This window comes from Paenibacillus sp. J22P165 (assembly GCF_059692015.1).
This window is the reverse complement of sequence record NZ_JCAUAP010000026.1, coordinates 1-25,646: the sequence shown is the minus strand read 5'-3', so window position 1 is coordinate 25,646 and position 25,646 is coordinate 1. Positions and strand designations below refer to the sequence as shown.

The following is a 25,646-nucleotide window of genomic DNA, read 5'->3' as shown; positions in this document are numbered from 1 at the left end:
ATGTTACAATCTTATGACATATGATTTAAAAGTCACTCCCCGGAGGTTACCTATGCGTAAATTAATCTTTTTTATCGGCCCTGCAGGTGCAGGCAAAACAACACTAGCGAAAGCATGGGTGCGCCAACATGGCGGTGCTTTCTTGGATATGGACACCTTGTTGCGCCCTGCCGCGGAAGCGATCATGACGCTTGCTGGGCAAGATCCGAGTGATCGGGATTCACCATTTTACAAGGCCCACTGCCGTGATTTGGGCTATCGCATCACCATGGACGCGGCTCTGGAGCAGTTATCCGTTGGACAGGATGCCGTCGTGATCGGCCCTTTTACCAAGGAACAAGGGGAGCCACTGTGGCTGTCAGAGGAGTTGGCTCGCATAGGCGCTACGGTACAGGATGTCAGGGTTAGGGTAATTTATGTGTATTTGCCGAGCGAGGACGCTTACAAGGAGCGTATTCGTGAAAGGGGATCAGCTTTGGATGTTTGGAAGCTGGACAATTGGCATCAATTTCGCCCCGCGCTGCAGCGTAGAGAGGTATCGTGGCAAATGGCTCCGTCGTCGCTCATCTACTGGGATAACTCGCAGCCTGTATCGGAGGAAAGGGAAGCCGAGTTTGCGTCATTTATCTTGGCTTGACTGTATTGATGAGACAGCGCTGAGGATAGTTGCACGCGTTCCACGACGCACCATGATTCAGGTAGCAATTTTCTGCATGCAGTAGCCCGCATTTCACAACTGTAACTCGAATTTTTCGAGTTACAGCGCGCAGAAGCTCGCCATTCTCAGCTGTAACTCGATTTTTTCGAGTTACAGCACGCTGAAGCCCGCAACTCTCAGCTGTAACTCGATTTTTTCGAGTTACAGCACGCAAGAGCCCGCGTTTCTCAGCTGTAACTCGATTTTTTCGAGTTGCAGCACGCAGGAGCTCACCATTCTCAGCTGTAACTCGATTTTTTCGAGTTGCAGCGCGCAGAAGCCCGCGTTTCTCAGCTGTAACTCGATTTTTTCGAGTTACAGCACGCAGCAGCGCGTTTCACAGCTGCATATGCAATAAACACAAAAACAAAGAAGCTAAGCCCACAAGCTTAGCTTCTTTGCCATTTAATCATTGGCATTTTACAGCGCATGCATCCGTCTAAACGCCCCAGTTCATCTATTCTCACGTATCGTGCGGAACGTGCCAGCTGGCAAACCAAGACCATTCAACAAGTTGGCCTCTGTGTAATTGGTCCAAGCATATCTCGCCCTCGTTGGCTTCGCGATTGCTGGATGCCACAGAACAACAGTGCTGCCTTCGATGCTCGCCTCTGCTTCCATGAAAGGCCCCTCCGCTTCAGCAAGCTGGAAGCCGATGAGCCGTTCGCTCCCCTCAGCCAGCGCTAATCCGCCCTCGGTATGATCAAAATGGAGCACAACCCGCCCCTCCTCGATCTGCAGCTCGCGGTATACAGGCCCTGAGCTTGTGAGCTCGCGCGCGTAGACATGCTCCAAAGCTGTTAACGCGAGTCTGTATCCGACCGCACGCTTATCCCGCGGATGGATGTCATCGCGCTCGCCGCAATCCAGGGCAATCGCCATTCCCGTATGCGGGATACGTTCATTCACCATCGTTTGGGATTCGCGAAGCAGCGCCCACTCTTCCCCATCGGGATTACCTTCATAGTTAAATGAAGGAAGCTGCACGAAATGGAAGGGAAGATTGTCCTTTTGCCAGAGTGACCGCCAATAGTCGATAAGTCCTGTCAGCAGCTTGTCATACACGTCCGCTCGTTTAACATCGCTCTCCCCTTGGTAGAACAGGAAGCCCTTTAAGCCGTAAGGTGCTATTTTGAGCAGCATCGTCTCATACACACCACAAGGCCTCATGGGAGTATGTGGATTCATAGGAGGCGGCCATGGGTAACCCCCGAGCTCCTCTTTCGTGGCACCTGCTGCTTTACGCTTCTCATAATCAGCAACCGCTTGATCATAGGCTTGCCCAATGCTCTCATAGGTGGCCCAATCAAAATCCTTGATCTGTTCGGCAAACGTATCCAGATACACTTGCAGCTCCGGATGCTGTTGAATCGTTGCCTCATTTACCCAACAAGAAGCCGAGGTACCGCCCCAATTGCAGCCAATGATACCAATCGGTATCCCCTCAGAAGCCTGAATATGCTGGGCAAAATGATAAGCAACTGCCGAAAAGTCCGGCACATGTTCAGGCAGCGCCTTTTTCCAAGACGCGTTCATCGGCGTTTCTATGGCAGGGTCAGCCCATTCCACTCGGGGGACATCGAAGTAACGAATAAGTGGAAAGTGAGCTTCCGCGATGTCCGCCTGCGCATGATCTGTCTCCCTTACCGGCCACTCCATGTTGGATTGACCGCCAGCTAGCCAAACGTCACCAAAGTAGACGTCTTGGATTTCTGCTAGCAGCTGCCCCTCCGAGCTAACGGTTAAGCTATGAGGGCCTCCCGCTTCAGATGCGGGCAAAATCACCTGCCACTTGCCGTTAGCAATGAGGCTATGTACTTGTTGTCCTTGGCACGTCAAGGTAACCGTTATCCCATCTGGGCCTGTACCCCATATCGGATTCTCTTGATTCCGCTGCAAAATCATCCCCTCAGAGAAGATCGCATGCAGTTGAAAGCGTTTGCTCATTTTCACACCTCGTTACCTAAATTAAATGATAGCTTCTTTCTCCTTACCATCATACACGATAGGTAGAGAATGAACGTCCTTTTTTTACTTTGTTTTCGCAATAATCTAACAAACAGGTTGTTTAAATAACCTACAGGTTATACAATAAAGAAAATATGCACGTAAAGTCGAGGTTCCCCTATGCAAATTGAAGTTTCATCCAAAAACATGCCCTTCCTGGAATGCTTCTCCTCGGAGACTCGCGTAAAGATGATTGAATTACTAGGCGAAGCGCCATTAAATATCAAACAGCTTTCCCAGCGACTAGAGATTTCGTCGGCAATTGTAACCAAGCATATTCAGAAGCTGGAACAAGCTGGCATCGTGCGTTCGGAGAACGTGACGGGTGTGCGCGGCACACAGAAGATTTGTTACCTGCAGCTTGAACAAGCCACGCTTCAGTTTAGGTCGAAGAAGCCTTATGAGCTTCCGACCACGACGATTGCTATCCCCATCGGTCAATACTCAGCCTTTGATGTGAAACCAACGTGTGGCTTGGCTTCGCCAACCCAACTGATTGGTGTACTAGACGATCCAAGGTATTTTGCAGATCCCCAGCATGTACAGGCGGGTATTCTCTGGTTCGGCAGCGGTTATGTGGAGTATCGTATCCCGAATTTTTTCCACAGCAACCAGAAGCTGCGCACACTGGAGATTTCGTTCGAAATCTGCTCGGAAGCTCCTGGCTATAACGAGAATTGGCCTTCGGATATCTCTTTTTCGATCAACGATAAGCCACTTGGACAGTGGACTTGCCCTGGTGATTTTGGTAAACACAGAGGCGTACTCTCCCCCGACTGGTGGGGAAATGGCAACACGCAGTATGGTTTGCTAAAAATTATTACAGTGAATCCACAGGGCTCGTTTCTGGATGGCACACAAATATCGTCCACCACGATTCACGACCTAAATATTACGTTTTCGCAGGATATTCATTTCCGCCTTGCCTCCTTGGAAACAGCAGCGAATTGTGGCGGTGTTACCCTATTCGGCAAACAATTCGGCAACTACGCGCAAGATATCATCGTCACGATGCAAGAGGATAAATAGGAATCGCACTTTTCAAGCAGAGCATCCAAAACAAAAAACGACCCTTATTCCCCCACCAAAAAGAAGGAGGAGTAAAGGCCGTTTTTTTCTATACATTCGCATACGAGAATTGCATGCCATCTTGAATGGGAAGGTAATGATGCTCCGTTTCCAAAATCGCATCCAAGGTACGCATTACATCTGGTTGTTGATGACGTCTCTGTACATTTTTTTTCAACTTGAGCAAAACAGACTGATTCGCGATGACGTCGAGCAGTTGTTTTTTCATCTCAGCGGCGTTCTTCACTTCGACAGCAGCGCCAATCCCCACGAGGTAAGCGGCGTTTGCCTGCTCTTGTCCAGGAATCGGCTTGTACAGCATCATGGGCAGCTCCAGCGCGAGCGCTTCGGATACGGTGAGCCCACCTGGCTTCGTCACGATCAAATCGGACAGCGCCATAAGCTCGTGAACATGGTCGACGAACCCTGTCACCATTACGTGATGATGCGTGTTCGAGCCGCCCAGTTCCTCCTCCAAATGCTGCTTCAGCTTCTCGTTGCGGCCACAGACGAAAACAAATTGCACAGGCACTGCCAGTTCATCCGATTGCAGCACCGATTTGAACGATTTTCCGATCAACCCGTGACCCCCGCCCATCACAAGCACGGTTGGCATGTTGCGCTGCAAACCGTATTTATCGCGAAGTTCGGCACGATTGTACGTTTGTGTGAATGGCATCCGAATCGGAATGCCGGTCACGACGATGCGTTGCTCAGGGATCGCATACTTCAGAAGCGCCTGCTTCACATGCTCTGCCCCGACCAGATACTTATCCGTCCCCGGATGAATCCAGTAGCTGTGATCGGTATAGTCAGTGATGACCGTCACGGTCGGCACGATCGTAAGGCCGTTACATTTTAGATAAGACATAGCTGCCGCAGCTCCTGGGAATGTACACACAACTTCCGTGGGTGCTTCCTCTTCTAATAAATCCAGCATCCGGTCGGTGCTGAAAGATTTCATTTTTTTGAACAAATGGGATAACGCGGTGTCATGTCTGGTCTTCTTATAGAGAAAACCATATACAGAGGGCAAGCTTTTTACCCATTGCATATAACAGTACTTACCGAACCCATGCAAATACGGATGTGTCCACGCCAAATAGTCGACGACTTTCACTTCCATATCAGGTCTATACATACGTACAGCTTCAAGTATCGCCTGTGCTGCTTTATTGTGCCCATCACCAAGACTGCCCGTCAGTATCAAAAGCTTTCCTCTACTTCTCATTGCTTTAGTCCCCTTTCGAGCTTATCTTGTCGCGCACCAGCAGTTATCGATCCTGTCGACCACGCTCTCCTACTTTTGCTAACTACATAGACGACGCCTTCAGCTACAAGCACTGCACCCACGATATCCATGATCACATGTTGTTTAACGAACAGTGTCGATACAATAATTAACACAGCCATACCTGCCGTTATGATTTTGTAGCGTATTGCCATAGGTACGGATCGGAGATAGGCTCTCATCATCAGATAGGCCGTTAGTACGTGTGTGCTGGGAAAACAATTAAACGGTTCATCGGAGCTGTACACCCATTGCACTGTCCGAAGCAACCAATCACTACCTGCAAGGTCCGGCCGCGGCACTGTTGTCTGATACATAGCATAGACGCTATAACATAAAAGCAAACCTATAATAAATTCTACGAGTGTCTGAAGGTAATTCGAGCGATCTCGATACGCTAAATATAAGAATCCTACGGCAAGAAAGGCATACCAGCCTAAATACGGAACCACGAAGCCTTTGATAAAAGGAATCTGTCGATCCAGATCTGTCATTAAGCTGTACGCTGTTCCTGTGTCTTGATTCAAATGTATATAAATGAGCCCTACTAACGGGATCAAAAGTAGTCCGCTGCAAGCTAGCAAATAGGACATCCAAGCTTTTGTTCTCATGCCAAATCCTCGCTCTCCTCTACGTTACCTTTATCATAAAGGAGTAAGGCTTTTTAAAGAACGCCCCAAGGTACTGTCTTTCGTTAGCCAAAGGTCGTGACAAAACCTAGACTAAAGACGGAGTTGTCCACGTCCTTAGAAGCATATAAGGAGAAGCTAATGTTCCATTTCATATTACAGTAGTATTACGAAATCATTACAACATAATACAGCATACCAAATCACGCGCAGAAAAGCACATCCTTCAGCATCAAGGCGTATAACTTCCCTCATCCAGTTCTCTCCTACCGCTCGCGCAATGATAAGTATTCGTAGGTGGCGGCGTGGATAAGGGGCACGTGATTCTCCACTTGTGGATAAGTAGAGTTGTGGATATGTGTATAAGAAAGAAAGAATCTTATGCACAGCCTGAATTGTGGACATGTTGATACTGTGGGTAAGTTTGGGGATAACTCTAGTTTAGGCATTTTCTGCGGGGGGAAACGGGGTAAAAAAGAGGGAGTAAGGTCGATTGGATAGGAGGGCGAATGGAGGGAAAGTGGGGGAAAGTTGGCTAGGTTAAGGGGAAGATATTGGCGAAAATGCGAGTGAAAGGTGACTAGGAAAAGGAAAGATGGATGGTGTTAGGCAGTACTCTAAAATCATTGGCGTTGACATCGCTGAAAAGTCGCAGAAAAGAGGGAGGCTAGACTAGGATGATAACAAAATGTAATAGATGGATTCACTCCCGCTAATTTCGCTTGATTTCATGAAAATAGCGCATTAACTGGAAAACCTCCAGTTAAAAATGCTTGTTCGCGGCTAAAAAGAAAAATCATACCCAATTAGCTGTAGGTATTCCATCTATCCTGCGATTCCAGCAGAGAACGGCGAAAATAGATGGAGGAAATCCATCTATTCAATTAGCCCCTCCCTGCACTCACAGGAATCCACGTCCCATGACGCATCCATCCCGCGGCCGCGAACATGCTTTATTTTAAAAACTGATCCGTCGAACCCGTCGCTACAAAATCACTCAGTTTCAGCAGCTGCTTCTTCCCTATGTTGCCAGTTATCGTATGGGTAGTAGGCTTCTCGGCCTTAGGATCGTCGACGATTCTTTTCACATAATCACCTGTGAGCAGGTTATAGTCCTCTTCGTCACCAGTCTTCTCTGTCATCGTCCCCGTAAAATAAGATCCAAGGGTAGCGCCGATCAAGTACCAGTCCCCATTCTGAAATCTGAACCGGTAATTCCCGTACCATCTGAAGTTACTTCCCCCATAAAAACTAACGACAATGGAGCCTCTATCGATAAAAATACTGTCGAGTGGATCGCCCCATATCCCGCCTTCATCAGCTTTTAGAATCGCCTTTTCTGCGATAATGGAGCGTGTATACGTATTGTCCCTATTTCCAAAAGCAATCAATAGCGCCCTCTCCGGTGCTTCATCTTTCTTGGTCTCTCTCTTTTCGATGACCATAGCGACGTCGAGGATGCCGTCTTTATTCAAGTCGCCTTCCACGCTGTCCGCACTATTTTGCCGAGTCAGCAGCTGCCACCCTGGGGGAATAAGCGAGGTGACATCCTTAACCTCATTAACCTTTGGTGCTGCACTCTCCATTTGCACGCTGATAGGAGCTGTTGATTCACTTGGCATCGCACTCGGTTCAACGGTTGTAGGCTCTGCCGCTTGGCACGCGGACAAACCGACCATGAAAGTAAATACCATGAAATAAACCATGAACTTCAAATCCTTACGCTCCTTTCAACGCCTCACAGTTGGTCTCATTATTTTCGATAGTGGCGTAATCCAATTACTAACCCGATGATAACCAACAGGAGCCCCACTATGGCTGTGCCGATCGGGTAGGCTAATGGGAACAGAAGGGATGGCCAAACAAATAAAATGTTACTATGATATCCCAAGCTGAATGGCGAAGCTGTCGTCATATTAATCATATTGATCCTCTGCGGTACCTCGCTCAGCTCATCATATGTGAAGCGGTCCTCTTGAACCTGACCAAGGCTATCGATACTTAGTATGCGCCATGACAGGTTTTTATCCGGGGTAAACTCCGTTCCAGAGATTCGTTGAATGATGATGAACTTCTCTATCCCTTTCTCCTTGACTGTCAAAACGCCAAAGTAGCCATGATACCGATTATCATCTAAAAAATACGGTCGAACTAGGGCCGGCCCCTCCACCGACCAATCCTTGTCATTAATCGTCATGTGCAAATTCGCTTGTTCACGGGTGGATGAATTGAATTCGCCTGCTTGGAATTGGTCTGCAATTTCTATGCTCTGACCTGCCCATTTATATGTTCTCGTGTAAGTGAGTCGATCCGCATTGGGTTGTTGATTCATGCTCACGTAATCTGCCATGATCTGAATGACTTTCGTTTCGTTACCGTCTGATAATTCGTTTTCCACCGAAATATGATCAACGGGGATCGGGGTACCTCTGCCGAGAATTTCAACCTTACCTAATTCCATGAAATTTACATAGATATGCTCAAATTTAAACTGATGGTTTACACGACTCCCAATATACATCTCTTTCCCCGCTGCATACAAAGGTTTGGCAGAGAGTATTATAAGTATCACACCTAGCATAAGCGGCATTAACCTCATCCATTTCATGCTTTCATCTCCCGACTTTAACAGCATAGTCATTACTCTTTCTTTCTATGTTACACCCGTTCTAGACGCTTTCACCCTTCCGTTTACGTCAATATTTTGAAATATTTTCCACATTTTCTAAGGAGTCACGCCTTGACTATAAAAAAGAAGAAGCCGCGTTCGCGGCTTCTTCTTTTGCTGGAGAAAACTCCCGTATTATCGGGTGACTTCATCTAATCTAGTTTCGAATGATTCCACGGCTCGTTCTTCCCCATACATCTCATTCAAATGATCCACATGGGCCATTCCCCAGTCATTCATTGCCTGTAAGACGGTAGCCATTCCTTGGCCATATTCGGTGATGGAATACTCGACTTTAGGCGGTATTTGAGAATAGATCTTCCTGTGAACAATATCGTGATATTCTAACTCCCGTAATTGTTGAGTAAGCATCTTTTTCGTTATATCTGGAATCTCTTTTTGAAGTTCGCTAAATCGCAACGTGCCCTTGGAAAAAAGGTGGAACAAAACAACAGGCTTCCATTTGCCAACAAGGATTTCTAACACAGTTTCCAATTTACAATGTGTATGCGCTGTTTCCATTTGAATCCACTCCCTCGCGTTTATTGAGGTATCTTTGTGCAAACTAGGTTTATTTCGAGTGACTACTACGCTGTATCGTCCCTAGGGAACATTATACGTCTACATACTTACTTAATTCAAGTAAATAATTATTTTGTTACAAATGGTTTTGTACTAGTTGCAGCTTTTAGACAATGGGAACCTACAAAAAAAATGACACTTCGATTAGAAGTGTCATTTTCATTGCAAGATTCATATGATTATTGAGCTTGTACGATCTCTCTACCCTTATATGAACCGCAGTTTTTGCAAACATGATGCGCTTTTTTAAGCTCAGCACATTGTTCACACTTCACCATTCCTGGCACAGCCAGTTTAAAGTGAGTACGGCGCTTATCGCGACGTGTTTTGGACGTTCTCCGTTGAGGAACTGCCATAGTCAAAACACCTCCAGTTACATTTAAATAAATCAACAAGAGATATCATAGCCTTATCAAGGTACTTTGTCAATGCTGTGACCCCTGTTAACTTCGCGATCTTAGCATTTTTTCGACTTTATTTTCACTTTGAAAGCTTAACCGCTGATATTAATAAGAAAATAGGCCGACGTGTTTCGTCTCTCATTTCGGGATATTGATCCAGTGCTGCTTGCGTCGGTTGCGGTTCTGCGAGCTTCGTTATTTGGAATCCAGCATCGATAAGTGCATTCATATAAGTAGCTAGCGTTCGATGATACTTCACCACATCATGATCTAGAAATCTAGCGACTCGCAGACCTTCCTCTTGATAATCATCGACGGGCCAGTGCATCCGCTCGCCTTCCGGGCCATAGTGCCAATCTTGCGCAGCACGTGCGGTAAAGACTGGATGTTCAACCGACAGTACGAAAGTGCCTCCGTCTGCAAGACAGTGCTGTACTTGACGACAAGCCGTCTCAAACTGCTCGACGTAGTGAAGAGCCAGTGAACTGACGACAACATCAAATTCACCCGCCGCGAAGTCGATATCTTCAATTGCCAGCCTACGATATTCGATTCCAGAATCGTTATTATTCGCTCTGGCATAGTCCAGCATTTTCTCCGAGAGATCAACCCCAACTACGGACTCCGCTCCTTGCTCACGGGCGTACTTGCAATGCCAACCATAACCGCATCCAAGGTCAAGAACACGTTTACCTTGAAGCGTGGGCAGCATCGTACGAAGGACAGGCCATTCCCCAGCTGCACTGAGGCCACCCATGGAACGAGGCATCTCGCTGTATTTTTCAAAAAATCCAAGCTCATCGTATTTATTCTGTTTCATGGCATCCATGACTCCTCATTTGAATTTATGGTATGATTTGCTAAAATGGACGAACAAAAGGGATAGATCCAATAACCCTTCCAGTTTACAATACAATGCATTAACAACTCAAAGAATGATCAGAAGTGGGTGACTTGCCTTGTTTAAGATCTTACTTATTGAAGATGATGCAACCTTGTTCGCAGAGATCAAAGAGCGTTTGGCCCAATGGTCTTACGAGGTTCATGGCATCGCCGATTTCAATAAAGTAGTTGAGTCCTTTATCGTACTGAAGCCTGATCTCGTCATTATTGATATTCAACTGCCCAAATTCGATGGCTTTCATTGGTGCCGAATGATTCGTACGCATTCCAATGTGCCGATCGTTTTCCTCTCTTCGCGCGACCATCCAACCGATATCGTGATGTCCATGCAGCTTGGAGCAGATGACTTCATCCAAAAACCCTTTCATTTTGACGTGCTCATCGCAAAAATCCATGCTATTCTCCGCCGTGTCTACAATTACAGTACCGAGCCAATGAAGTTGAAAACGTGGTGTGGCGCTACTATTGACTTTGAAAAAAACATCGTTCTTCATGATGCCGGTTCCATAGAACTAACCAAGAATGAAATTTACATCTTAAAGCTCCTCATCGAGCGTAAGAATATGATCGTCAGCCGGGAAGACATCATCAACAGCTTGTGGAATGACCAGCGTTTTGTAAGTGATAATACGTTGACGGTAAACGTGAATCGGCTGAGAAAGAAGCTGGACGAGCTTGATTTAGGCCGCTTTATTGAAACGAAGGTCGGGCAGGGCTATATGGCAACCGAAGAGTCTCCTCGCTATGAGTAAGACATTTCTGATGGAACGAATAAGCTGGATTGGGATGTTCCTATTCGGCCAATGCCTTCTGCTGCTTATTGCGTATCTCGACCTCTCCATTCCGCTCCAACCGATGCTGTACATCGTTTTCTTATCCACGATTCTGTTCATTATCTTCTTAATCATTCGCTATCACAAGGAGACGGCCTTTATCAAGCGGTTAAATGACTGGGAAACCAGCCTTGACGTCTCTGGTGTCGCCGAAGCAGCAAGTCCCTTCGAAAAGATCATGGAATCGGCCTTAGTCCATCAAACCGAGCGGCTCCATCAGACGGCCTCACGGCAGCAAATCGCCCTGGAACAGGAAAAAGATGAATTATTATCCTGGATCCATGAAGTGAAGACACCGCTCACCGCCATGCATTTGATGATTGGCCGTTTGGAGAATGATCCGATGAAAGCATCCTTAACCTTTGAATGGCTGCGAATTCATCATCTTCTAGACCAACAACTTCACCAACTTCGACTTCCCTCGATTGAAAATGATCTCTACATTGAGCAGGTAGAAATCGAAGGTCTCCTCTATATGGAGCTTAAGTCCTTACAATCTTGGTGTATTCAAAAAGGTATGGGGTTTGACGTTCATTTGAACGTAACCCAAGTGTTGAGCGACGCCAAATGGCTCGCTTTTATCCTTCGTCAGATCTTAACGAATGCTGTAAAATATAGCGACAAACCCGCTTCCGATATCATCGTGAAAAGCTTCTTAGTCCAAGAGCGTACGATGCTAGAAATATCCGACTCCGGTCGTGGGATTGACCCTAAGGATCTGCCCCGTATCTTCGATAAGGGCTTCACCTCTACGACCTGGCACCAAGACAGCGCCGCGACAGGCATGGGCTTGTATTTGGCGCAGAAAGCCGCACACACGCTGCACATCCAGCTGACTGTACAATCCGAGGTTGGTGTAGGAAGTACGTTCACCCTCGCTTTCCCACAGCCCAATGAACTCATGCGGATTACAGGCATGTGACAATAATGTCACATGCCTTTCTACTTTGTTCGGTGAATCGAAGGATAAATGCAGCGCAGCTTTTTATAATAAAGCTATCATGTGAAGGAGTGTGTGGTTCATGTCCATCTTACAAGCCGTTAAAATCCATAAAAGCTTCGGCAATAAACATAATAAACAAGAGGTACTGCGAGGCCTAGACATCTCCATCGAGAAAGGGGAGTTCGTCAGCATCATGGGTCCATCGGGATCTGGGAAAACGACGCTGCTCAACGTGCTCTCCTCCATCGATAAAGTGAGTCATGGCTCCATTCAAATTAACAAAACAGAAACAACGAACATGAAAGAAAAGCAATTGGCTGAGTTTCGGAAGCATCATCTCGGTTTTATTTTTCAGGATTATAATTTGCTCGATACGCTAACTGTGAAAGAAAACATCCTGCTTCCTTTGTCCATTACGAAGATCTCCAAAGTAGAAGCCAATCAAAGGTTTCATGACATTGCGACAGAGCTTGGCATTTATGAGTTGAAGGATAAGTATCCAAACGAAATATCTGGTGGGCAGAAACAGCGAACGTCCGCGGCTAGAGCGTTTATTCATGATCCTACCATTATTTTCGCGGATGAACCAACGGGTGCGCTGGATTCCAAATCAGCTTCCGATATGCTCAACAAGTTAAGTGCACTGAATCAAAGCAGACAAGCAAGCATTGTGATGGTCACCCATGATTCCGTTGCAGCCAGCTATAGCAGCAGAGTTATTTTCATTAAAGACGGGCAGATCTATTCCCAAATCTATAAAGGGCAAGAAACGAGACAAGCTTTCTTTCAAGATATTATGAAAACCCAAGGTGTGCTGGGTGGTGTGCAATATGAGTATTAATCATCTTATCCTTCAAAATCTAAAGGCCAATATCAAGCATTACTACCTATATGTTTTTGCCTTGATGTTTAGTGTTGCGCTATATTTCGCTTTCGTCACCTTACAATTCGATCCTGCGCTAGATGCTGCAGAAGGTACGATTAAAGGCGCAGCTTCCATGCGTGCAGCCTCTATTTTACTAATTGCGATTGTGACGATCTTCAACCTGTATGCAAATAACATTTTTGTGAAAAGACGCAGTAAAGAAATCGGGCTTCTGCAGCTCATCGGCATGACGAAGGCGAAAATCTTTCGTATCCTTAGCGTCGAAAACTTCATCCTATACTTCGGTTCTCTCGTCGTTGGGACGTTCATCGGATTCTCCGTTTCTAAGCTCATTCTCATGGTCTTATTTCAAATTACAGGGGTAAAAGCGAATGCATCGCTCCACTTTTCGTTGCAAGCGTTCCTGCAAACCATTGTTGTTTTCAGTGCCGTTTACTTATTCATTCTGCTGGTCAATTATTTGTTCATTCGCAGGCAAACGATTCTTTCGTTGTTCCATGTAGCAACCTCAACGGAAGCCAAAGTAAAGCAGATGTCGAGGACCGAAGTAACCCTTGGGTTTATTGGGCTATGTCTCGTTATCCTAGGCTACTACGTATCTTCTAAATTGTTTTCAGGAAACATTACGACAGCACCTGAATTATTGAGCGGAATGCTCTTCATACTTGCTTCGGTGATCATCGGTACTTATTTATTCTATAAAGGGTCTGTCCGTTTAATTTTGAATGTGATTCGTAAGAGGCAAAACGGCTTCATCAATGTACAAGAGGTGCTTTCTCTCGCTTCCATCATGTATCGGATGAAATCCAACGCCTTGCTTTTGATGGTGATCACGACAGTATCTGCCCTAGCGATTGGATTGCTTTCCTTGAGCTATATCACCTACTATTCCGTTCAAAAGACCGCAGAAAGGAACATGCCGAATCACTTTGGTGTGACGGAACGTCAGTATGCGGAGAGCTTTATGAAAGCCTTAGATGCCGGTGGCATTAAACACCGGGATACAACCACTGAGGTCATTCAAATTAAGATTGATCTTAGCCAAGTCATGGAATCGAAAAGTGAACTTTATATGAGTCAAGATGTCAATCGGATCGCCGTTATTAGCGAAACCGCTGCAGGAATCGATTTGACTGCGGACCAAACCTTTTTTACCGGGGCTAACGATGAAATGCAAAAATTTCTTCAGTTCAAAACGAACAGCCAAGCCCAATTAATCACCCTAAACAGTACCCTCCCGCTAACGAATACCGGCATTGAGGAGAGATCCTTCATCTCAAGACGCTTCTCGATGAGCAGCCTGCCTGTTGCCGTCGTAGACGAATCTGTCTTTCAGCGTTTAAAGCAGGATCTCGATCCTCGCATTCAAGGAACATCATCGCTCTATTTCGGTTTTGATATCGTGAATGCGAAGGAACTCGAGAAAGCTAATCAACTTTTTCACGAAATCCAATGGGATGAGCGCGCTTCCCGTGATTCTCGCCAAGATATGATTAGTGAATCCAAAAACAAAATGGGCTTGATCATGTTCATCGTCGCTTTCCTAGGGCTCACCTTCCTTATCACGTCTGGCTGCATACTTTACTTCAAGCAAATGGATGAGAGCGAAGACGAAAAGGCCTCGTACACCGTTCTAAGGAAGCTAGGCTTCACCCAAAATGATCTATTACAAGGCATTAAACGCAAACAGCTATTTAATTTCGGTATCCCTCTCGTTATCGGGCTGGTCCACAGCTATTTTGCGATTCAATCCGGTTGGTTCTTCTTTGGAACGGAGCTCTGGACACCCATGCTGATTGTCATGATCCTGTATACCATTCTTTACTCGGTTTTTGGTATACTATCAGTGCAGCATTATAAAAAGGTGATTGAGAGGGCTCTTTGATCAAAGAATGAACAACATACGACTACTACCAACCATTTTACTCATTCTTAGCCTTGTTTCTATTGGGTGTTTCGTGACCATTGCATCCTTGTTACAAGGGCAGCAGATAGCACGATTTGACAGCAGCGTGATTACATTCGTCCAAGGTATGGAACGCCCCTGGCTGACTTCTATAATGGAGCTAGTAAGCTTCATAGGTTCAACACGCGTTGTCATCGCCATTACGCTGATTTGCTTGTTTCTTTTTTACAAATTCCTGAAGCATCGCATGGAATTAATTCTGTTTGTTACCCTAATCGCGGGGACCGCAGCTTTGAATCGACAGCTGAAACTACTGTTTCAACGCGATCGTCCTACCCTTCATAGGCTTGCCGAAGAGGCAGGCTACAGCTTCCCCAGCGGACATTCTATGGTAGCTTTTGCGATGTACGCATCGCTTTCTTTTCTGCTTTGGAGGCATGTACCTACCAGAAAAGGGAGGACCATCGTCCTTGTATGTAGTATCCTTATGATCCTTCTAATTGGCATTAGCCGAATTTATCTCGGTGTCCACTACCCTAGTGATGTTGTTGCTGCCTACTTCGCCAGCGGATTTTGGTTCGCCTTGTGTGTTTGGATTTTTCAATGGTATATGGAAAAGCGATACAACCAAAAGAAACCTGCATCCGTCTAATGGATGCAGGTTTCTTTTATGTAGAACCTGTTCGCTACGTTACCTTGCTCACAATTTTCAAAACCGCGTCTCGTGTCAATTTGCTGCCACCCGCAGAAAGCAGATTGAGCGTCGCATGTGCGAGCGCCAATGGCACCTTGCAGAACTTCAGCGCTGGTCCCTGCTTCAGGTCTGCGATATAAGCGTCGGCTAGTTGTAGATTACGGCGTGTGTATTGCTGCATTTCCTTGAAGCCCCAGCCTTCCGGGAAGAAGCTAACGCCACGTTTTGCATCCTCCGCTTGGTTCCGAAGAATATTGACCGCTTGCAGCCCTCGTCCGAAGGCAATAGCCTTATCACGATCCGACTGCGTGCCATCATTCCACTGCCACAGCTCAGATAACATTTCGCCAACCATACCCGCTACACTGTATGTATACCCATCCAAATCTTCTTCCGTACGGATGCTCCACCCTTTTTGGACCCATTCCGACATTTGGAGTGACATTTTCGCAATGTATTTCTCAATAATCGGTCTCGCCGTAGGCGGACATAAACGCAGCCATTCCGCAAGTCGCAGAGATACTTCTGGAAGTTGCGCTGTATAGGGCGTTAATACTTTCTGGATCGCATCCATAATATCCGCAGACTGGAATGCCCCGTCCACACCAGCTAACAGCTCTATTTTTAAAGCGTCTGCCAGATCTTCATGATCTTCGATTTCATCAATAGCCCGCATGCACAGATAGGCAGATGCTACCGCTTCTTTCAGACCTGCATCCAAACCGCTAATCGGTATATAAAAGGTGCGGCTCGTTTGTTTTAACATGGTCATTGCATCTTTGACAGTATCGGTACTAATGGTAATTACCTCCAAGTATAAACTTACCTTTAACTTATATAATGTTACTTCATGATAACATACTTTATTATTGTTAATCCAAGCCCAACCACCAATTGTTTTATAATCTGAGCTTTATTACACAAAAGTGTCAAATTTTCAGAGAGGAGCCATTATCATTTGCAATTTATTTCAGACAGAGCAAGGAATGACACCCTTTTCTGGATATTATGTCCAAATTGTGAAAGAAATAAAATAATTCCTGATAAAATATCCTCCATTTCGCGAAAAAAAAGCTGCCGATTCTCTTCCATCGGCAACCTCTTTTTACTTAAGTCTCTCTATGGGCTACTCCACTCTAGCGCGGTATAAGCCATCCTTCCCTCGAAGGGGTTCAGCCACTTTTTCTCCATTTGGTGCCTGCCAGTCTACCCATTTATTTCGTTGAAGATCATACTTCGCATATCGATTGTCATCTTGCTTTGTAAATAAATCTGGCCCGCTTGCAAAGGTAACGCTACCCTCTGGCGGATTAGCGATTTCTTTCGCAGCTTTGCCTGGTTGCCATATTGTCCATCGAGAGGCTTGCAGTTGGAACTCCCCTTTTTCATATTCCTGAAGGTAAACGCCTTGCTTTGTGAGGAGACGAACAATCCCTTTGGCCGTAACCTTAGTCCCTGTATGATTTACATAGTCCGTGTAGGGAACGCCATCTTGTATACGTGTCCAATAGGTACCCTCCGACGTAGGGGTAATGGTCATGTCTAGGTCGGAGTATTTGGCTACCAGTACGCTTGCCGTGTAGGCTTCTGTTTTTTCGGGCATGGCTTCCCCTGACACATACGTCAAACGTGCCAATTGACTCGTTTCATGCCGATCCTCATAGGCCAAAACATGAAGCAGCTTTCTCGTCGTATCATAGGCAGCGTAATTGATATTATCATTCTCATCAGGATCAGCTTTATGAAGAATACGTTTCTCATGTGTCTCCACATCATAGGCATACACGCCATAGTAAGACGCATAAATGAGTGTTTTCGCATCCATCCATTGAATGGGCTGCTGATTCGGCTCTATCGTGGAGTAGAACACATGCTCAATGACCACAGGTTCCTTTCCCTTTTGCTCCAAAATAAAAGCATAGCTGGTTCCGTCCCCATCCCCCATAGACCCGCCCAGGGTAACAACTCCGACATAACTTTGTTTATCTTCAGAGATAACCAATTGATCGTAGAGGGAATCCCTCGGGCCTCCACCAGCCAACTCGCCTGAATCGACATAGCGCCAAACATGCCTCGGCATTTGTTGGACCCACAGCCCCTGGAGACCACCCCCCAAGCGATTGCCACTTACATCCACCAAATTATCCATTCGCAGATACTGCTCTTTTATTCCATGCTCTCCGGCCCCCATAGGGCCAAGTTGGACCAATAGATGTTTGGCATCTACCCATTTGGCTGCTAAAGGAACACCTTCTATCGTCGTTGGCAAGTTATTTTGCATCTCGTTAGAGAAAACTAAAGCTACCGAGCTTTCCCCCTCGGGGATACGCAATCGTGGTCCATATTCCTGTGCCATGACCAAAAGATGAGGAACATCACGACCTGCGTCCGGATTGAATGTAAAGCTCACAGGTTCTTTCCGGATGAATGTCATGGCAGGCAAATCCCCTACGCGTAGGACGAATGATGTTTTCGCTTGATGAAATTGAATCCTCACCTGGTAGATAGGATCATCACTTGTGACAATCTCCCAGTCCACATCGCCGTTAACCCTAATCTCGTTTGTTAATAATCGTCTTTCTTCTTCATTCACATTAGCAAAAGTCGCATTCACGCTGACATCCTCTAGATGATACACAACTTGAAATGGTTCATGGGGGACATCCGTAGCCTTCCATTGTTGGAATACCGCCCCGCCAGAGCTATTTCGTTCAGCGAAAATAAGGTTTTGCAGCTTACTGCGGATTGAAGTTACCGAGACAACAGAAGCACTCGAAATGGGTGTCGACACTTCCGGAATAATTGCAGGTGATAATTCGGCAGGGCTCTGGGTGCTCTCCTCACACGCATTCAACAGCAACATGACAGCTATAAGCAATCCACTACTTACTAGTCTGACCATCACACGCACCAGTCCTATTCAAATTTTATAATATTTTCCATATGAATTAGACGTACATCACGAATAGAAAGTTGAGCACCAAGGAGTTAATTGCCTCTTTTTCTGATTTCTGGCCATGGGGGATGGTTAGATATAAGGCTTAAGGTAAACAATGTACAGGAGTGAAAAATCTGAGGGAGTTGAAGCCATGTTTAAACGAATGGATGAAATTTCGATTGAGATTCCTGACATTGAGAAGCCTGACCCTAATGCCGCAGCAGCTGTACAGGAATTGTTAGGTGGCAAATTCGGTGAAATGTCCACTTTGAACAATTACCTCTATCAATCCTTTAATTTTCGTTCGAAGGAAACGCTCAGGCCCTTTTACGATTTGATTATGAGTATTACGGCCGAAGAACTAGGCCATGTAGAGTTGGTATCACATGCGATCAATAAATGCTTAAGAGGCTCGACGAGCTATAAGGAGCCCGAACAGACACCACTTGATGTGGTCAAAGATGCTCGTCTTTCGTATCACTTTTTGGCAGGAGCGCAAGGGGCGATGCCTGTAGACTCCATGGGCCATCCATGGACAGGTGCGAATGTTTTTAACAGCGGTAACTTGGTAGAGGATCTGCTGCATAACTTCTTCCTAGAATGCGGCGCACGCACCCATAAAATGAAAGTATATGAAATGACCGACCATCCCGCAGCCCGTGCTGTAATTGGTTACCTTCTCGTTCGTGGTGGCGTTCATGTTGTCGCATATGCCAAAGCATTGGAAGTCGCTACGGGTGTAAATGTCACTAAATTAGTCCCTATACCTTCCTTGAACAACAAACCATTTAATGAAGCAAGGAAATATGAAGATAAAGGTGTGCATACCAAGCTTTACACTTGGAGCGACAATGACTTCACCACAATCGGCCAGATTTGGAAAGGTACCCATCCCGAAGATGGCTCCGCTTTGGAAGTCATCCCAGGTACACCGCAAGGATACCCCATTGCTGAAGCTCCGGCTGTCGATGAGGAATTTGCTCCTGGCATTTCGCCAGAGGACTTCCAACAAATCGCGGCGAGACTTAAAATGGCTGGAAATATTAGCGGATAACTCGCTTAAATCGAAAAGACCGTCCTATGAGTAGATACTTCTACTTTAGGGCGGCCTTATTTTTGTGCAAACTACGGGGATTGAAAAAGCTCACGAATTGCCTTCGCCAATTCTTCCGAGTATACATAATAATTCCCTGCAATCTCGTTAGGGAGAAACCGCAGCTTCTTGTCTTGCCCTTCGAACAAATCCACATAGAACGAATAACCTGTTCTACCTTCTTGATTTGAATCCGGGGTAAGCTTCATGTGGCGAACTTTAGCAAGCCAGTCTTGCACCAATTGTTTATCAGTCACGACCTTAAGTGCTCCCGTCGAACCGCTTCTTATTTCAATTCGATCCACGTTCGACATATCCCCGGGGTAGAACTCTTCTAGTTGCTTAACCGTAAGCTCAGGTTTACCTGATGCCTCGCCTTTGCCACACGCTACGCATATTAGAATGATGACCATGATGATTACAAAAAGAAACCATTGTACTCTCACTGGCGGCTCCTCCCTATCCGTTCCATCCCGCGCGTTGCAATACCCCTGTGACATACTCACTCTTACCTAGCGAATAAGCTCCCCGATCATCGTGGAATCGATGTGCAAGCTCACGCTTTAACTCTCCGTACGTAGTAGCTTCCTCTGGATGACTCCTCAAATAATCTCGAAAAAGAAGATGCCGCTTTAACTCCAAGTTATCCACAGGTACTACGTAAAGATGATGCCACATCATGCTCTGAGGAGGGATAAAAGCCTCACGACCCGTAACGCCTAAATCGCCTTCATGTACATACCCCAACACAGCGAGCCTCTGGACAGCTATGCGCACATCCTCAGATGCTTTAACCACCACGTCCACATCAATGATCGGTTTAGCCGCTAATCCAGGAACAGAAGTACTTCCGACATGTTCAATTCCAATCACAAGATCACTTACAGCGGGAAGTACGAAGTCTTTTATCTGTTCGAAAATTAAAACCCATTCTGGATCGTACGCGACGACTGCAATTGGGGAAGCCATGTGAAATACCTCCGCTCACTATGTATTACTCCGTAATTGGCTTCAAATCACTGAATTTTAGCAGTACCTCTCTGCTCGTATCCAAATAAATAACCCTTATGTCCAATTCCTCGTCATTCATCTCAAAAGAAAGAATCATACATTTCCGACCACGATTCTTAGTCTTTCTGGGGTTGTCTGGAGCCACAACATACGAGCCTCCGAGACTCAAACTGACCGTTTCACTCATAGTAATCTGTTACCCTCTCATGTTGTTATTAGGATCACCCTTCAATTATACATGGATTACGCTCATCCCACATCTCCATCATTCAAAAGGACTCTCCAACAAAATAACCGCATTCGTCCGCGGATTTAACTCAACTCTCCCACCGAGAGGCAGAATCAATTTCGGATCTGTATGCCCAAAGTCAAAATCAACAACAATCGGCACATGACCAGCCCCAAACTCTTTTCCGATAATATTCAAAAGGATTTCTCTTAGCTCTACATTCTCAGTTGCACTATAATCCTTCGCCCTACCAAATATGACGCCTTTAACGCGTGAAAAGATACCCTGCATCCCATAATTTCGGAGCATATAGCCCACTTGCATGGGTGATGGTTTCTCTTCTGATGTTTCGAAAATCAAGATCTTATCCTGCCAGAAATCATCCTTCGGCCAATAAGCCGTCGATTTCATAAATTCTAGAACCTCGATGCAGCCTCCCCACAAATACCCTTGCTCCATCGCTTCGCCCTGTATAAACGTCCATCCATTCTGGTTCTCTGAAAATGGCAGACACTCGCCCAACGTCTCTAGTTGGCTCCAATCTTTATAGCCATTCGTCCATGCTTGATACGGCTCAAAACGATAAGGGAACTGCTCTTCAAATAATATCGCATGGAGATGCCTCATAAATGCTTCTGGTAGGTTTCTTAGTTGCGCAAATCCAGCCATAACCGATGGCCCATAGAACGTAACCATTCCCAAATTATTTAAGTACGTTAAAAATGTCGTCGCATCCGAAAACCCCATCATAAATTTAGGATTTTTCAAAATCACTTCCGTATTTAAAAAAGGTAAAATCCTCACCGACTCATACCCGCCGATGGAAGTCACGATTCCGTCTATTTCATCATTTTCGAAACAATCATTAATATCCTGGGCACGCAACCGCGGATTCTTATACAACTCATCTGGTGACATTCTTGCCGATGGCATTTCAACAACTTCCCAACCGAAGACCTCTTGAAGCTGCTTCAGACCAAGCTCGTAAATATCCGGGAACAAATAAGGCAGCCCACTGGAAGGGGAAATAATAGCTACTTTGGATCCTGACCTTAATCGTTTAGGTTTGATCATGTTAACCCTCCTACTAATAACTGCCAAACATTTTCAAAGTCCTCTGTCATACTCCCCATTCCCCATTCTGCAGCATGCGCAGGATGATGGAAACGTGAGGTAGCCAAGAAAATAGCTCTAGCAATCGATTCCGAGTCGCCTTGCTTCAATTCTTTGCTCACCATCCCCTGCTCAAGGATCCGTGCTAGCTGCCCTATTAAGCGATACACATGGGTGCTTATCATTTCAATTTCAATAACCGTAACATTGGCATACATGGCGAACATTTCAACATCTTCGGCAGCGAATTTCTGCTTGGTTTGAATCAACGTATCTAACCACAAACGCAACCGATCAACCGAGCTGCCGCCAATCTCACCTGCAATTGCTTCCAAAGGAACGACGATGCTCGTGTGCAACCAGCGTGACGTCACGGCCTCCCTCAGCGCCGCTTTACTTTCAAAATGCCGATATAGTGTTCCATGACTCACTTGCAGCACCTTAGCAACATCGACAACGGATGTTTTGTCCGGTCCATAACGCCGAAGCACTTGCTCAGCTGCATCCAAAATCTCATCTTTCGATAAAGGCAAATCATTCTTCATCATCTTACACAAAACCGCCATTCACTCGAAGTGTTTGTCCGGTAACCCACTGCGATTCCTCGCTCGCTAAGAAAAGCACAACCCGAGAAATATCCTCCGCTTCTCCCATACGACCGAACGAATTCATACTGCCAACAGCTTTGATTTGTTCCTCCGATTTCCCTACTGTGAACAGTTCGGTATTCACCGGTCCCGGTGCTACCGCATTAATCGTAATGCCTTTCGGTCCAAATTCTTTGGCCAACTGACGTGTGAACTGCTCTACAGCGCCTTTTGTGCCCGCATATGAGCTGTACCCAGGAAACATTTGCCCATTAACCGAAGTAGAGAAATTGATGATCCGACCATTCTCTTTCATATGCAGTGCTGCTTGTTGAATCGCAAAGAACGTCCCTTTCACATTAATATTAAACTGCTTATCGAAATCCTCTTCCGTAATGGCGAGTAGTGGTTTCGTAATCATGATTCCTGCGTTATTGACCAAAATGTCAACCCGCCCATACGCCTCCAGCGTCTTCTGGAACAAAAGCTCTACCTGCGCCACTTGGCTAATATCTGCCCCAATCGCGATAGCTTCCCCGCCTTGTTGTTTAATGCCGTTAACGACTTCCTCTGCCTTAGCTGGACTGCTTGCGTAGTTCACGACAACGTTCGCCCCCTGCAGGGCCAGTTCCTCCGCGATCTTCTGACCGATGCCTCTGGAGGCACCTGTTACCAGTGCTACTTTACCTACTAATTTACGTTCCATTTCCTACTCCACCTTTCGAATGGGTTGAACTTTCTGCTGTTCTGATCGCCGCCTACCCTATAACTTTATTATAAATATTGAAATGACAAATATCAAATGACAATTTTTGATTTTTGTCATTCGCAAATAAAATCATACCATTTACCGCCCCCTTAAGACCCGAGGCTCCCACCAAATAACTCTGATCAGTTCTCCTGCAACTAAACTGAACCATGTTTCGTCAGTCATGTCATACATGAAAGTATTGGATAAGGTGGTCTCAACAATTGAAAATAACACGCTATACCTTAATTGGTGTCCTAAGCTCTACACTGCTCTTAACAGGGTGCTCTTCTGAGCCAGATCTTGTACCAGAAAATCTAACGAAGCCGGTGGTAACTACCTAAAGGGGATTATCTCATCGAGGTCGTTTGGAACAAAACAAAGGTGTCGGCAGTATTTAGCAGGAGCTAATCCACCTACACCTTTATGTTCAACCTAATCCCCTGATCGCTCCGCAACTAGTGTTTCTCCATGCTTTAATAAGCGGAGTTTGCTTTGGCCAAGTTCAAGCTCCCTCCGCTGCCAATCCGCTAACAACCGATCCAGCGCTTCCTTCGGCGTATCATCGGCAAGTCGGAATGCCCCATAATGCATCGGAATGAACTCCTTCGCTCCGATATCTATGAATGCCTGTATCGCTTCCTCAGGGGAAACATGCTGCATCCCCATAAACCACTCCGGCTCGTAGGCACCAATCGGCATTAGCGCGTAGTGTATGCCGGGAAATCTCGCCCCAATCTCTCGGAAACCCTCGAAATACCCGCTATCGCCAGCGAAGTAAATCGTATCGGTATCCTGTTCTCTTACTGGCAAAGCCGGTGCAGTTCGCTTCAATACCCATCCGCCCCATAGAGAGGTGTTCGTATCGGTTAGCGTACGTCTTGTCCAGTGCTGCGCAGGAACGAAGTGGAACTCTACTTGGCCAATCGTGTGGCTGCCCCACCATGGCAATTCATAAACCGTGCTGAACCCCAGTTTCCGCACCTTGGAGGCAAGCCCTTCGGGAACAAGCACGAGAGGCGTGCCTCTTAGCTTCTTCAACGAACCCACATGCAAGTGATCATAATGCGCATGGGATAGTAAAATAACATCAATTGGCGGCAGCTCCTCTATCGATAACCCTGGCGCCTCTAGTCTCTGCGTAAAGCCCATTCGAGTTGCCCAGACAGGATCCGTAACGATTGTCATACCACTCATTTGCAGCAAAAAGGTGGCATGTCCGATCCAAGTAATCGTCACTTCACTCTGATTATTCTTCAGAAGCTCTTGCTGCTTCTGCTCCGATTGGCCAATTCGGAAGCTCAAATCTTTGATTTTACCCTTCCGCTCCTTCTGCCAGCGACGTACTTCTTTCCATGTTTTCGTTTTCGCATTTGGATCTAAATTGCTATATCGCTGCCGCGCCATACGATCATCCCCATTCACTGACTTTCAGCTTATGCAAACTCCGCCACCTGAGCGATAATATGCTTCACATCTCCGTCATACGTGTCAAATACTAATCTTTAGTATAGCAAATGAGGTCATGGTATTAAAATGAAAAAGACCACCCTAATAGGGTGGTCTTTTTCGTGTAAGCGGGCGGCGGGAATCGAACCCGCGCGATCAGCTTGGAAGGCTGAAGTTCTACCATTAAACTACGCCCGCGTAGTTTGTTGAAGTGAAGATGGCGCGCCCTGAGAGATTCGAACTCCCGACCTTTTGATTCGTAGTCAAATACTCTATCCAGCTGAGCTAAGGGCGCATCTAAGTTGTGTAAAAATGCCGAAGACCAGACTTGAACTGGTACGGTAGTCACCTACCGCAGGATTTTAAGTCCTGTGCGTCTGCCGATTCCGCCACTCCGGCTTATATATAAAGGCGCTACCCAGATTCGAACTGGGGGTAAAGCTTTTGCAGAGCTCTGCCTTACCACTTGGCTATAGCGCCGAAATCTTTTCTCTACCATATGAAATGGTGGAGGCTGACGGGATCGAACCGCCGACCCTCTGCTTGTAAGGCAGATGCTCTCCCAGCTGAGCTAAGCCTCCATGGGGATTAATGGTGACCCGTAGGGGACTCGAACCCCTGTTACCTCCGTGAAAGGGAGGTGTCTTAACCACTTGACCAACGGGCCTTGAAAGAATGGCTCCCCGAACAGGACTCGAACCTGTGACAACTCGATTAACAGTCGAGTGCTCTACCAACTGAGCTATCAGGGAATAATGGTGGAGCCAAGCGGGATCGAACCGCTGACCTCCTGCTTGCAAGGCAGGCGCTCTCCCAGCTGAGCTATGGCCCCAGACAAAAAAAATACCCACAAGTGGGTCTGCTTGGCAACGTTCTACTCTCCCAGAACCCTGCGGTTCAAGTACCATCGACGCTGGAAGGCTTAACGGTCGTGTTCGAGATGGGAACGCGTGGATCCCTTCCGCCATCA

Annotated in this window: 24 protein-coding genes, 8 tRNA genes and 1 rRNA gene; 8 read left to right on the top strand and 25 right to left on the bottom strand. The window is 46.2% G+C overall.

What is annotated here, in order from left to right; translation table 11 throughout:
* Positions 1–52 precede the first annotated feature (52 nt).
* Positions 53–637: a P-loop nucleotide/nucleoside kinase family protein gene (locus tag AC58QM_RS34715; RefSeq protein WP_497289225.1), complete on the top strand. Its 585-nt coding sequence runs from the start codon at positions 53–55 to the stop codon at positions 635–637.
* Between the two features lie 513 nt (positions 638–1,150).
* Here AC58QM_RS34715 and AC58QM_RS34710 read toward each other — a convergent pair.
* Complete coding sequence (locus AC58QM_RS34710; protein WP_497289224.1) at positions 1,151–2,644, bottom strand: sialate O-acetylesterase; 1,494 nt, start codon at positions 2,642–2,644, stop codon at positions 1,151–1,153.
* Positions 2,645–2,824: 180 nt separating this feature from the next.
* Between AC58QM_RS34710 and AC58QM_RS34705 the strand changes: the two genes are divergently transcribed.
* The gene (locus AC58QM_RS34705; protein ID WP_497289223.1) at positions 2,825–3,733 is read left to right on the top strand and encodes an ArsR/SmtB family transcription factor; all 909 of its coding nucleotides are present in this window, start codon (positions 2,825–2,827) and stop codon (positions 3,731–3,733) included.
* Positions 3,734–3,821: 88 nt separating this feature from the next.
* Here the strand turns inward: AC58QM_RS34705 and AC58QM_RS34700 are convergent, their stop codons facing one another.
* From AC58QM_RS34700 to AC58QM_RS34670, 7 genes are all read right to left on the bottom strand, one after another.
* On the bottom strand, positions 3,822–5,003 hold the full coding sequence (locus tag AC58QM_RS34700; protein ID WP_497289222.1) for an MGDG synthase family glycosyltransferase: 1,182 nt from the start codon (positions 5,001–5,003) through the stop codon (positions 3,822–3,824).
* Positions 5,000–5,674 carry a phosphatase PAP2 family protein gene (locus tag AC58QM_RS34695; RefSeq protein WP_497289221.1) on the bottom strand — a complete coding sequence of 225 codons (675 nt, stop codon included), beginning with the start codon at positions 5,672–5,674 and terminating at the stop codon, positions 5,000–5,002. Before AC58QM_RS34695 ends, AC58QM_RS34700 begins: the two co-directional genes overlap by 4 nt.
* A gap of 971 nt (positions 5,675–6,645) precedes the next feature.
* Positions 6,646–7,407, bottom strand: a complete 762-nt coding sequence (locus tag AC58QM_RS34690) for a hypothetical protein (RefSeq protein WP_497289220.1) — start codon at positions 7,405–7,407, stop codon at positions 6,646–6,648.
* Positions 7,408–7,445: 38 nt separating this feature from the next.
* Positions 7,446–8,300 carry a hypothetical protein gene (locus AC58QM_RS34685; protein ID WP_497289219.1) on the bottom strand — a complete coding sequence of 285 codons (855 nt, stop codon included), beginning with the start codon at positions 8,298–8,300 and terminating at the stop codon, positions 7,446–7,448.
* A 195-nt stretch (positions 8,301–8,495) separates the two neighbouring features.
* Entirely contained in the window at positions 8,496–8,882 is a 387-nt protein-coding gene (locus tag AC58QM_RS34680) for a winged helix-turn-helix transcriptional regulator (protein WP_497289218.1), read from the bottom strand.
* A gap of 239 nt (positions 8,883–9,121) precedes the next feature.
* Positions 9,122–9,298: a 50S ribosomal protein L32 gene (rpmF, locus tag AC58QM_RS34675; RefSeq protein WP_047680282.1), complete on the bottom strand. Its 177-nt coding sequence runs from the start codon at positions 9,296–9,298 to the stop codon at positions 9,122–9,124.
* A 124-nt stretch (positions 9,299–9,422) separates the two neighbouring features.
* Complete coding sequence (locus AC58QM_RS34670; protein ID WP_497289217.1) at positions 9,423–10,163, bottom strand: class I SAM-dependent methyltransferase; 741 nt, start codon at positions 10,161–10,163, stop codon at positions 9,423–9,425.
* A gap of 139 nt (positions 10,164–10,302) precedes the next feature.
* Here AC58QM_RS34670 and AC58QM_RS34665 point away from each other — a divergent pair, with 139 nt between their 5' ends.
* The 5 genes from AC58QM_RS34665 (at position 10,303) to AC58QM_RS34645 (ending at position 15,466) form a co-directional block, all read left to right on the top strand.
* Positions 10,303–10,998 carry a response regulator transcription factor gene (locus AC58QM_RS34665; RefSeq protein ID WP_497289216.1) on the top strand — a complete coding sequence of 232 codons (696 nt, stop codon included), beginning with the start codon at positions 10,303–10,305 and terminating at the stop codon, positions 10,996–10,998.
* Positions 10,991–12,001, top strand: a complete 1,011-nt coding sequence (locus AC58QM_RS34660; RefSeq protein WP_497289215.1) for a sensor histidine kinase — start codon at positions 10,991–10,993, stop codon at positions 11,999–12,001. Before AC58QM_RS34665 ends, AC58QM_RS34660 begins: the two co-directional genes overlap by 8 nt.
* 100 nt (positions 12,002–12,101) lie before the next feature.
* On the top strand, positions 12,102–12,863 hold the full coding sequence (locus AC58QM_RS34655) for an ABC transporter ATP-binding protein (protein ID WP_497289214.1): 762 nt from the start codon (positions 12,102–12,104) through the stop codon (positions 12,861–12,863).
* Complete coding sequence (locus AC58QM_RS34650; RefSeq protein ID WP_497289213.1) at positions 12,853–14,793, top strand: FtsX-like permease family protein; 1,941 nt, start codon at positions 12,853–12,855, stop codon at positions 14,791–14,793. Before AC58QM_RS34655 ends, AC58QM_RS34650 begins: the two co-directional genes overlap by 11 nt.
* A 7-nt stretch (positions 14,794–14,800) precedes the next feature.
* A complete protein-coding gene (locus tag AC58QM_RS34645) occupies positions 14,801–15,466 on the top strand; it encodes a phosphatase PAP2 family protein (RefSeq protein WP_497289212.1) in 666 nt (221 codons plus the stop codon).
* A gap of 34 nt (positions 15,467–15,500) precedes the next feature.
* On the opposite strand, the gene AC58QM_RS34640 is transcribed toward AC58QM_RS34645, so the two are convergent.
* Positions 15,501–16,280, bottom strand: a complete 780-nt coding sequence (locus AC58QM_RS34640) for a squalene/phytoene synthase family protein (protein WP_497289245.1) — start codon at positions 16,278–16,280, stop codon at positions 15,501–15,503.
* A 354-nt stretch (positions 16,281–16,634) separates the two neighbouring features.
* Positions 16,635–18,410: a hypothetical protein gene (locus AC58QM_RS34635; RefSeq protein WP_497289211.1), complete on the bottom strand. Its 1,776-nt coding sequence runs from the start codon at positions 18,408–18,410 to the stop codon at positions 16,635–16,637.
* Positions 18,411–18,597: 187 nt separating this feature from the next.
* Between AC58QM_RS34635 and AC58QM_RS34630 the strand changes: the two genes are divergently transcribed.
* Entirely contained in the window at positions 18,598–19,500 is a 903-nt protein-coding gene (locus AC58QM_RS34630) for a manganese catalase family protein (RefSeq protein ID WP_497289210.1), read from the top strand.
* Positions 19,501–19,571: 71 nt separating this feature from the next.
* On the opposite strand, the gene AC58QM_RS34625 is transcribed toward AC58QM_RS34630, so the two are convergent.
* The 15 genes from AC58QM_RS34625 to rrf all read right to left on the bottom strand — a co-directional run.
* Entirely contained in the window at positions 19,572–19,985 is a 414-nt protein-coding gene (locus tag AC58QM_RS34625; RefSeq protein WP_497289209.1) for a hypothetical protein, read from the bottom strand.
* A 13-nt stretch (positions 19,986–19,998) separates the two neighbouring features.
* The gene (locus tag AC58QM_RS34620; RefSeq protein WP_497289208.1) at positions 19,999–20,508 is read right to left on the bottom strand and encodes a GrpB family protein; all 510 of its coding nucleotides are present in this window, start codon (positions 20,506–20,508) and stop codon (positions 19,999–20,001) included.
* Positions 20,509–20,815: 307 nt separating this feature from the next.
* Positions 20,816–21,853 carry a S66 peptidase family protein gene (locus tag AC58QM_RS34615; protein WP_497289207.1) on the bottom strand — a complete coding sequence of 346 codons (1,038 nt, stop codon included), beginning with the start codon at positions 21,851–21,853 and terminating at the stop codon, positions 20,816–20,818.
* Positions 21,850–22,440 carry a TetR/AcrR family transcriptional regulator gene (locus AC58QM_RS34610; protein WP_497289206.1) on the bottom strand — a complete coding sequence of 197 codons (591 nt, stop codon included), beginning with the start codon at positions 22,438–22,440 and terminating at the stop codon, positions 21,850–21,852. The genes AC58QM_RS34615 and AC58QM_RS34610 overlap by 4 nt, the downstream gene beginning before the upstream one ends.
* Before the next feature lies 1 nt (position 22,441).
* Positions 22,442–23,185, bottom strand: a complete 744-nt coding sequence (locus AC58QM_RS34605) for an SDR family oxidoreductase (RefSeq protein ID WP_497289205.1) — start codon at positions 23,183–23,185, stop codon at positions 22,442–22,444.
* A 477-nt stretch (positions 23,186–23,662) separates the two neighbouring features.
* A complete protein-coding gene (locus AC58QM_RS34600; RefSeq protein ID WP_497289204.1) occupies positions 23,663–24,634 on the bottom strand; it encodes an MBL fold metallo-hydrolase in 972 nt (323 codons plus the stop codon).
* Between the two features lie 169 nt (positions 24,635–24,803).
* Positions 24,804–24,874, bottom strand: a tRNA-Gly gene (locus AC58QM_RS34595).
* Between the two features lie 20 nt (positions 24,875–24,894).
* Positions 24,895–24,971, bottom strand: a tRNA-Arg gene (locus AC58QM_RS34590).
* A gap of 18 nt (positions 24,972–24,989) precedes the next feature.
* Positions 24,990–25,075: transfer RNA gene (locus tag AC58QM_RS34585), tRNA-Leu, on the bottom strand.
* A 10-nt stretch (positions 25,076–25,085) separates the two neighbouring features.
* Positions 25,086–25,156, bottom strand: a tRNA-Cys gene (locus tag AC58QM_RS34580).
* 25 nt (positions 25,157–25,181) lie between these two features.
* Positions 25,182–25,257: transfer RNA gene (locus AC58QM_RS34575), tRNA-Val, on the bottom strand.
* A gap of 11 nt (positions 25,258–25,268) precedes the next feature.
* Positions 25,269–25,343 (bottom strand) — tRNA-Glu (locus AC58QM_RS34570).
* 9 nt (positions 25,344–25,352) lie between these two features.
* A tRNA-Asn gene (locus tag AC58QM_RS34565) sits at positions 25,353–25,428 on the bottom strand.
* Positions 25,429–25,432: 4 nt separating this feature from the next.
* A tRNA-Ala gene (locus AC58QM_RS34560) sits at positions 25,433–25,508 on the bottom strand.
* Between the two features lie 29 nt (positions 25,509–25,537).
* Positions 25,538–25,646 (bottom strand): 5S ribosomal RNA (gene rrf, locus AC58QM_RS34555); the annotation flags it as partial.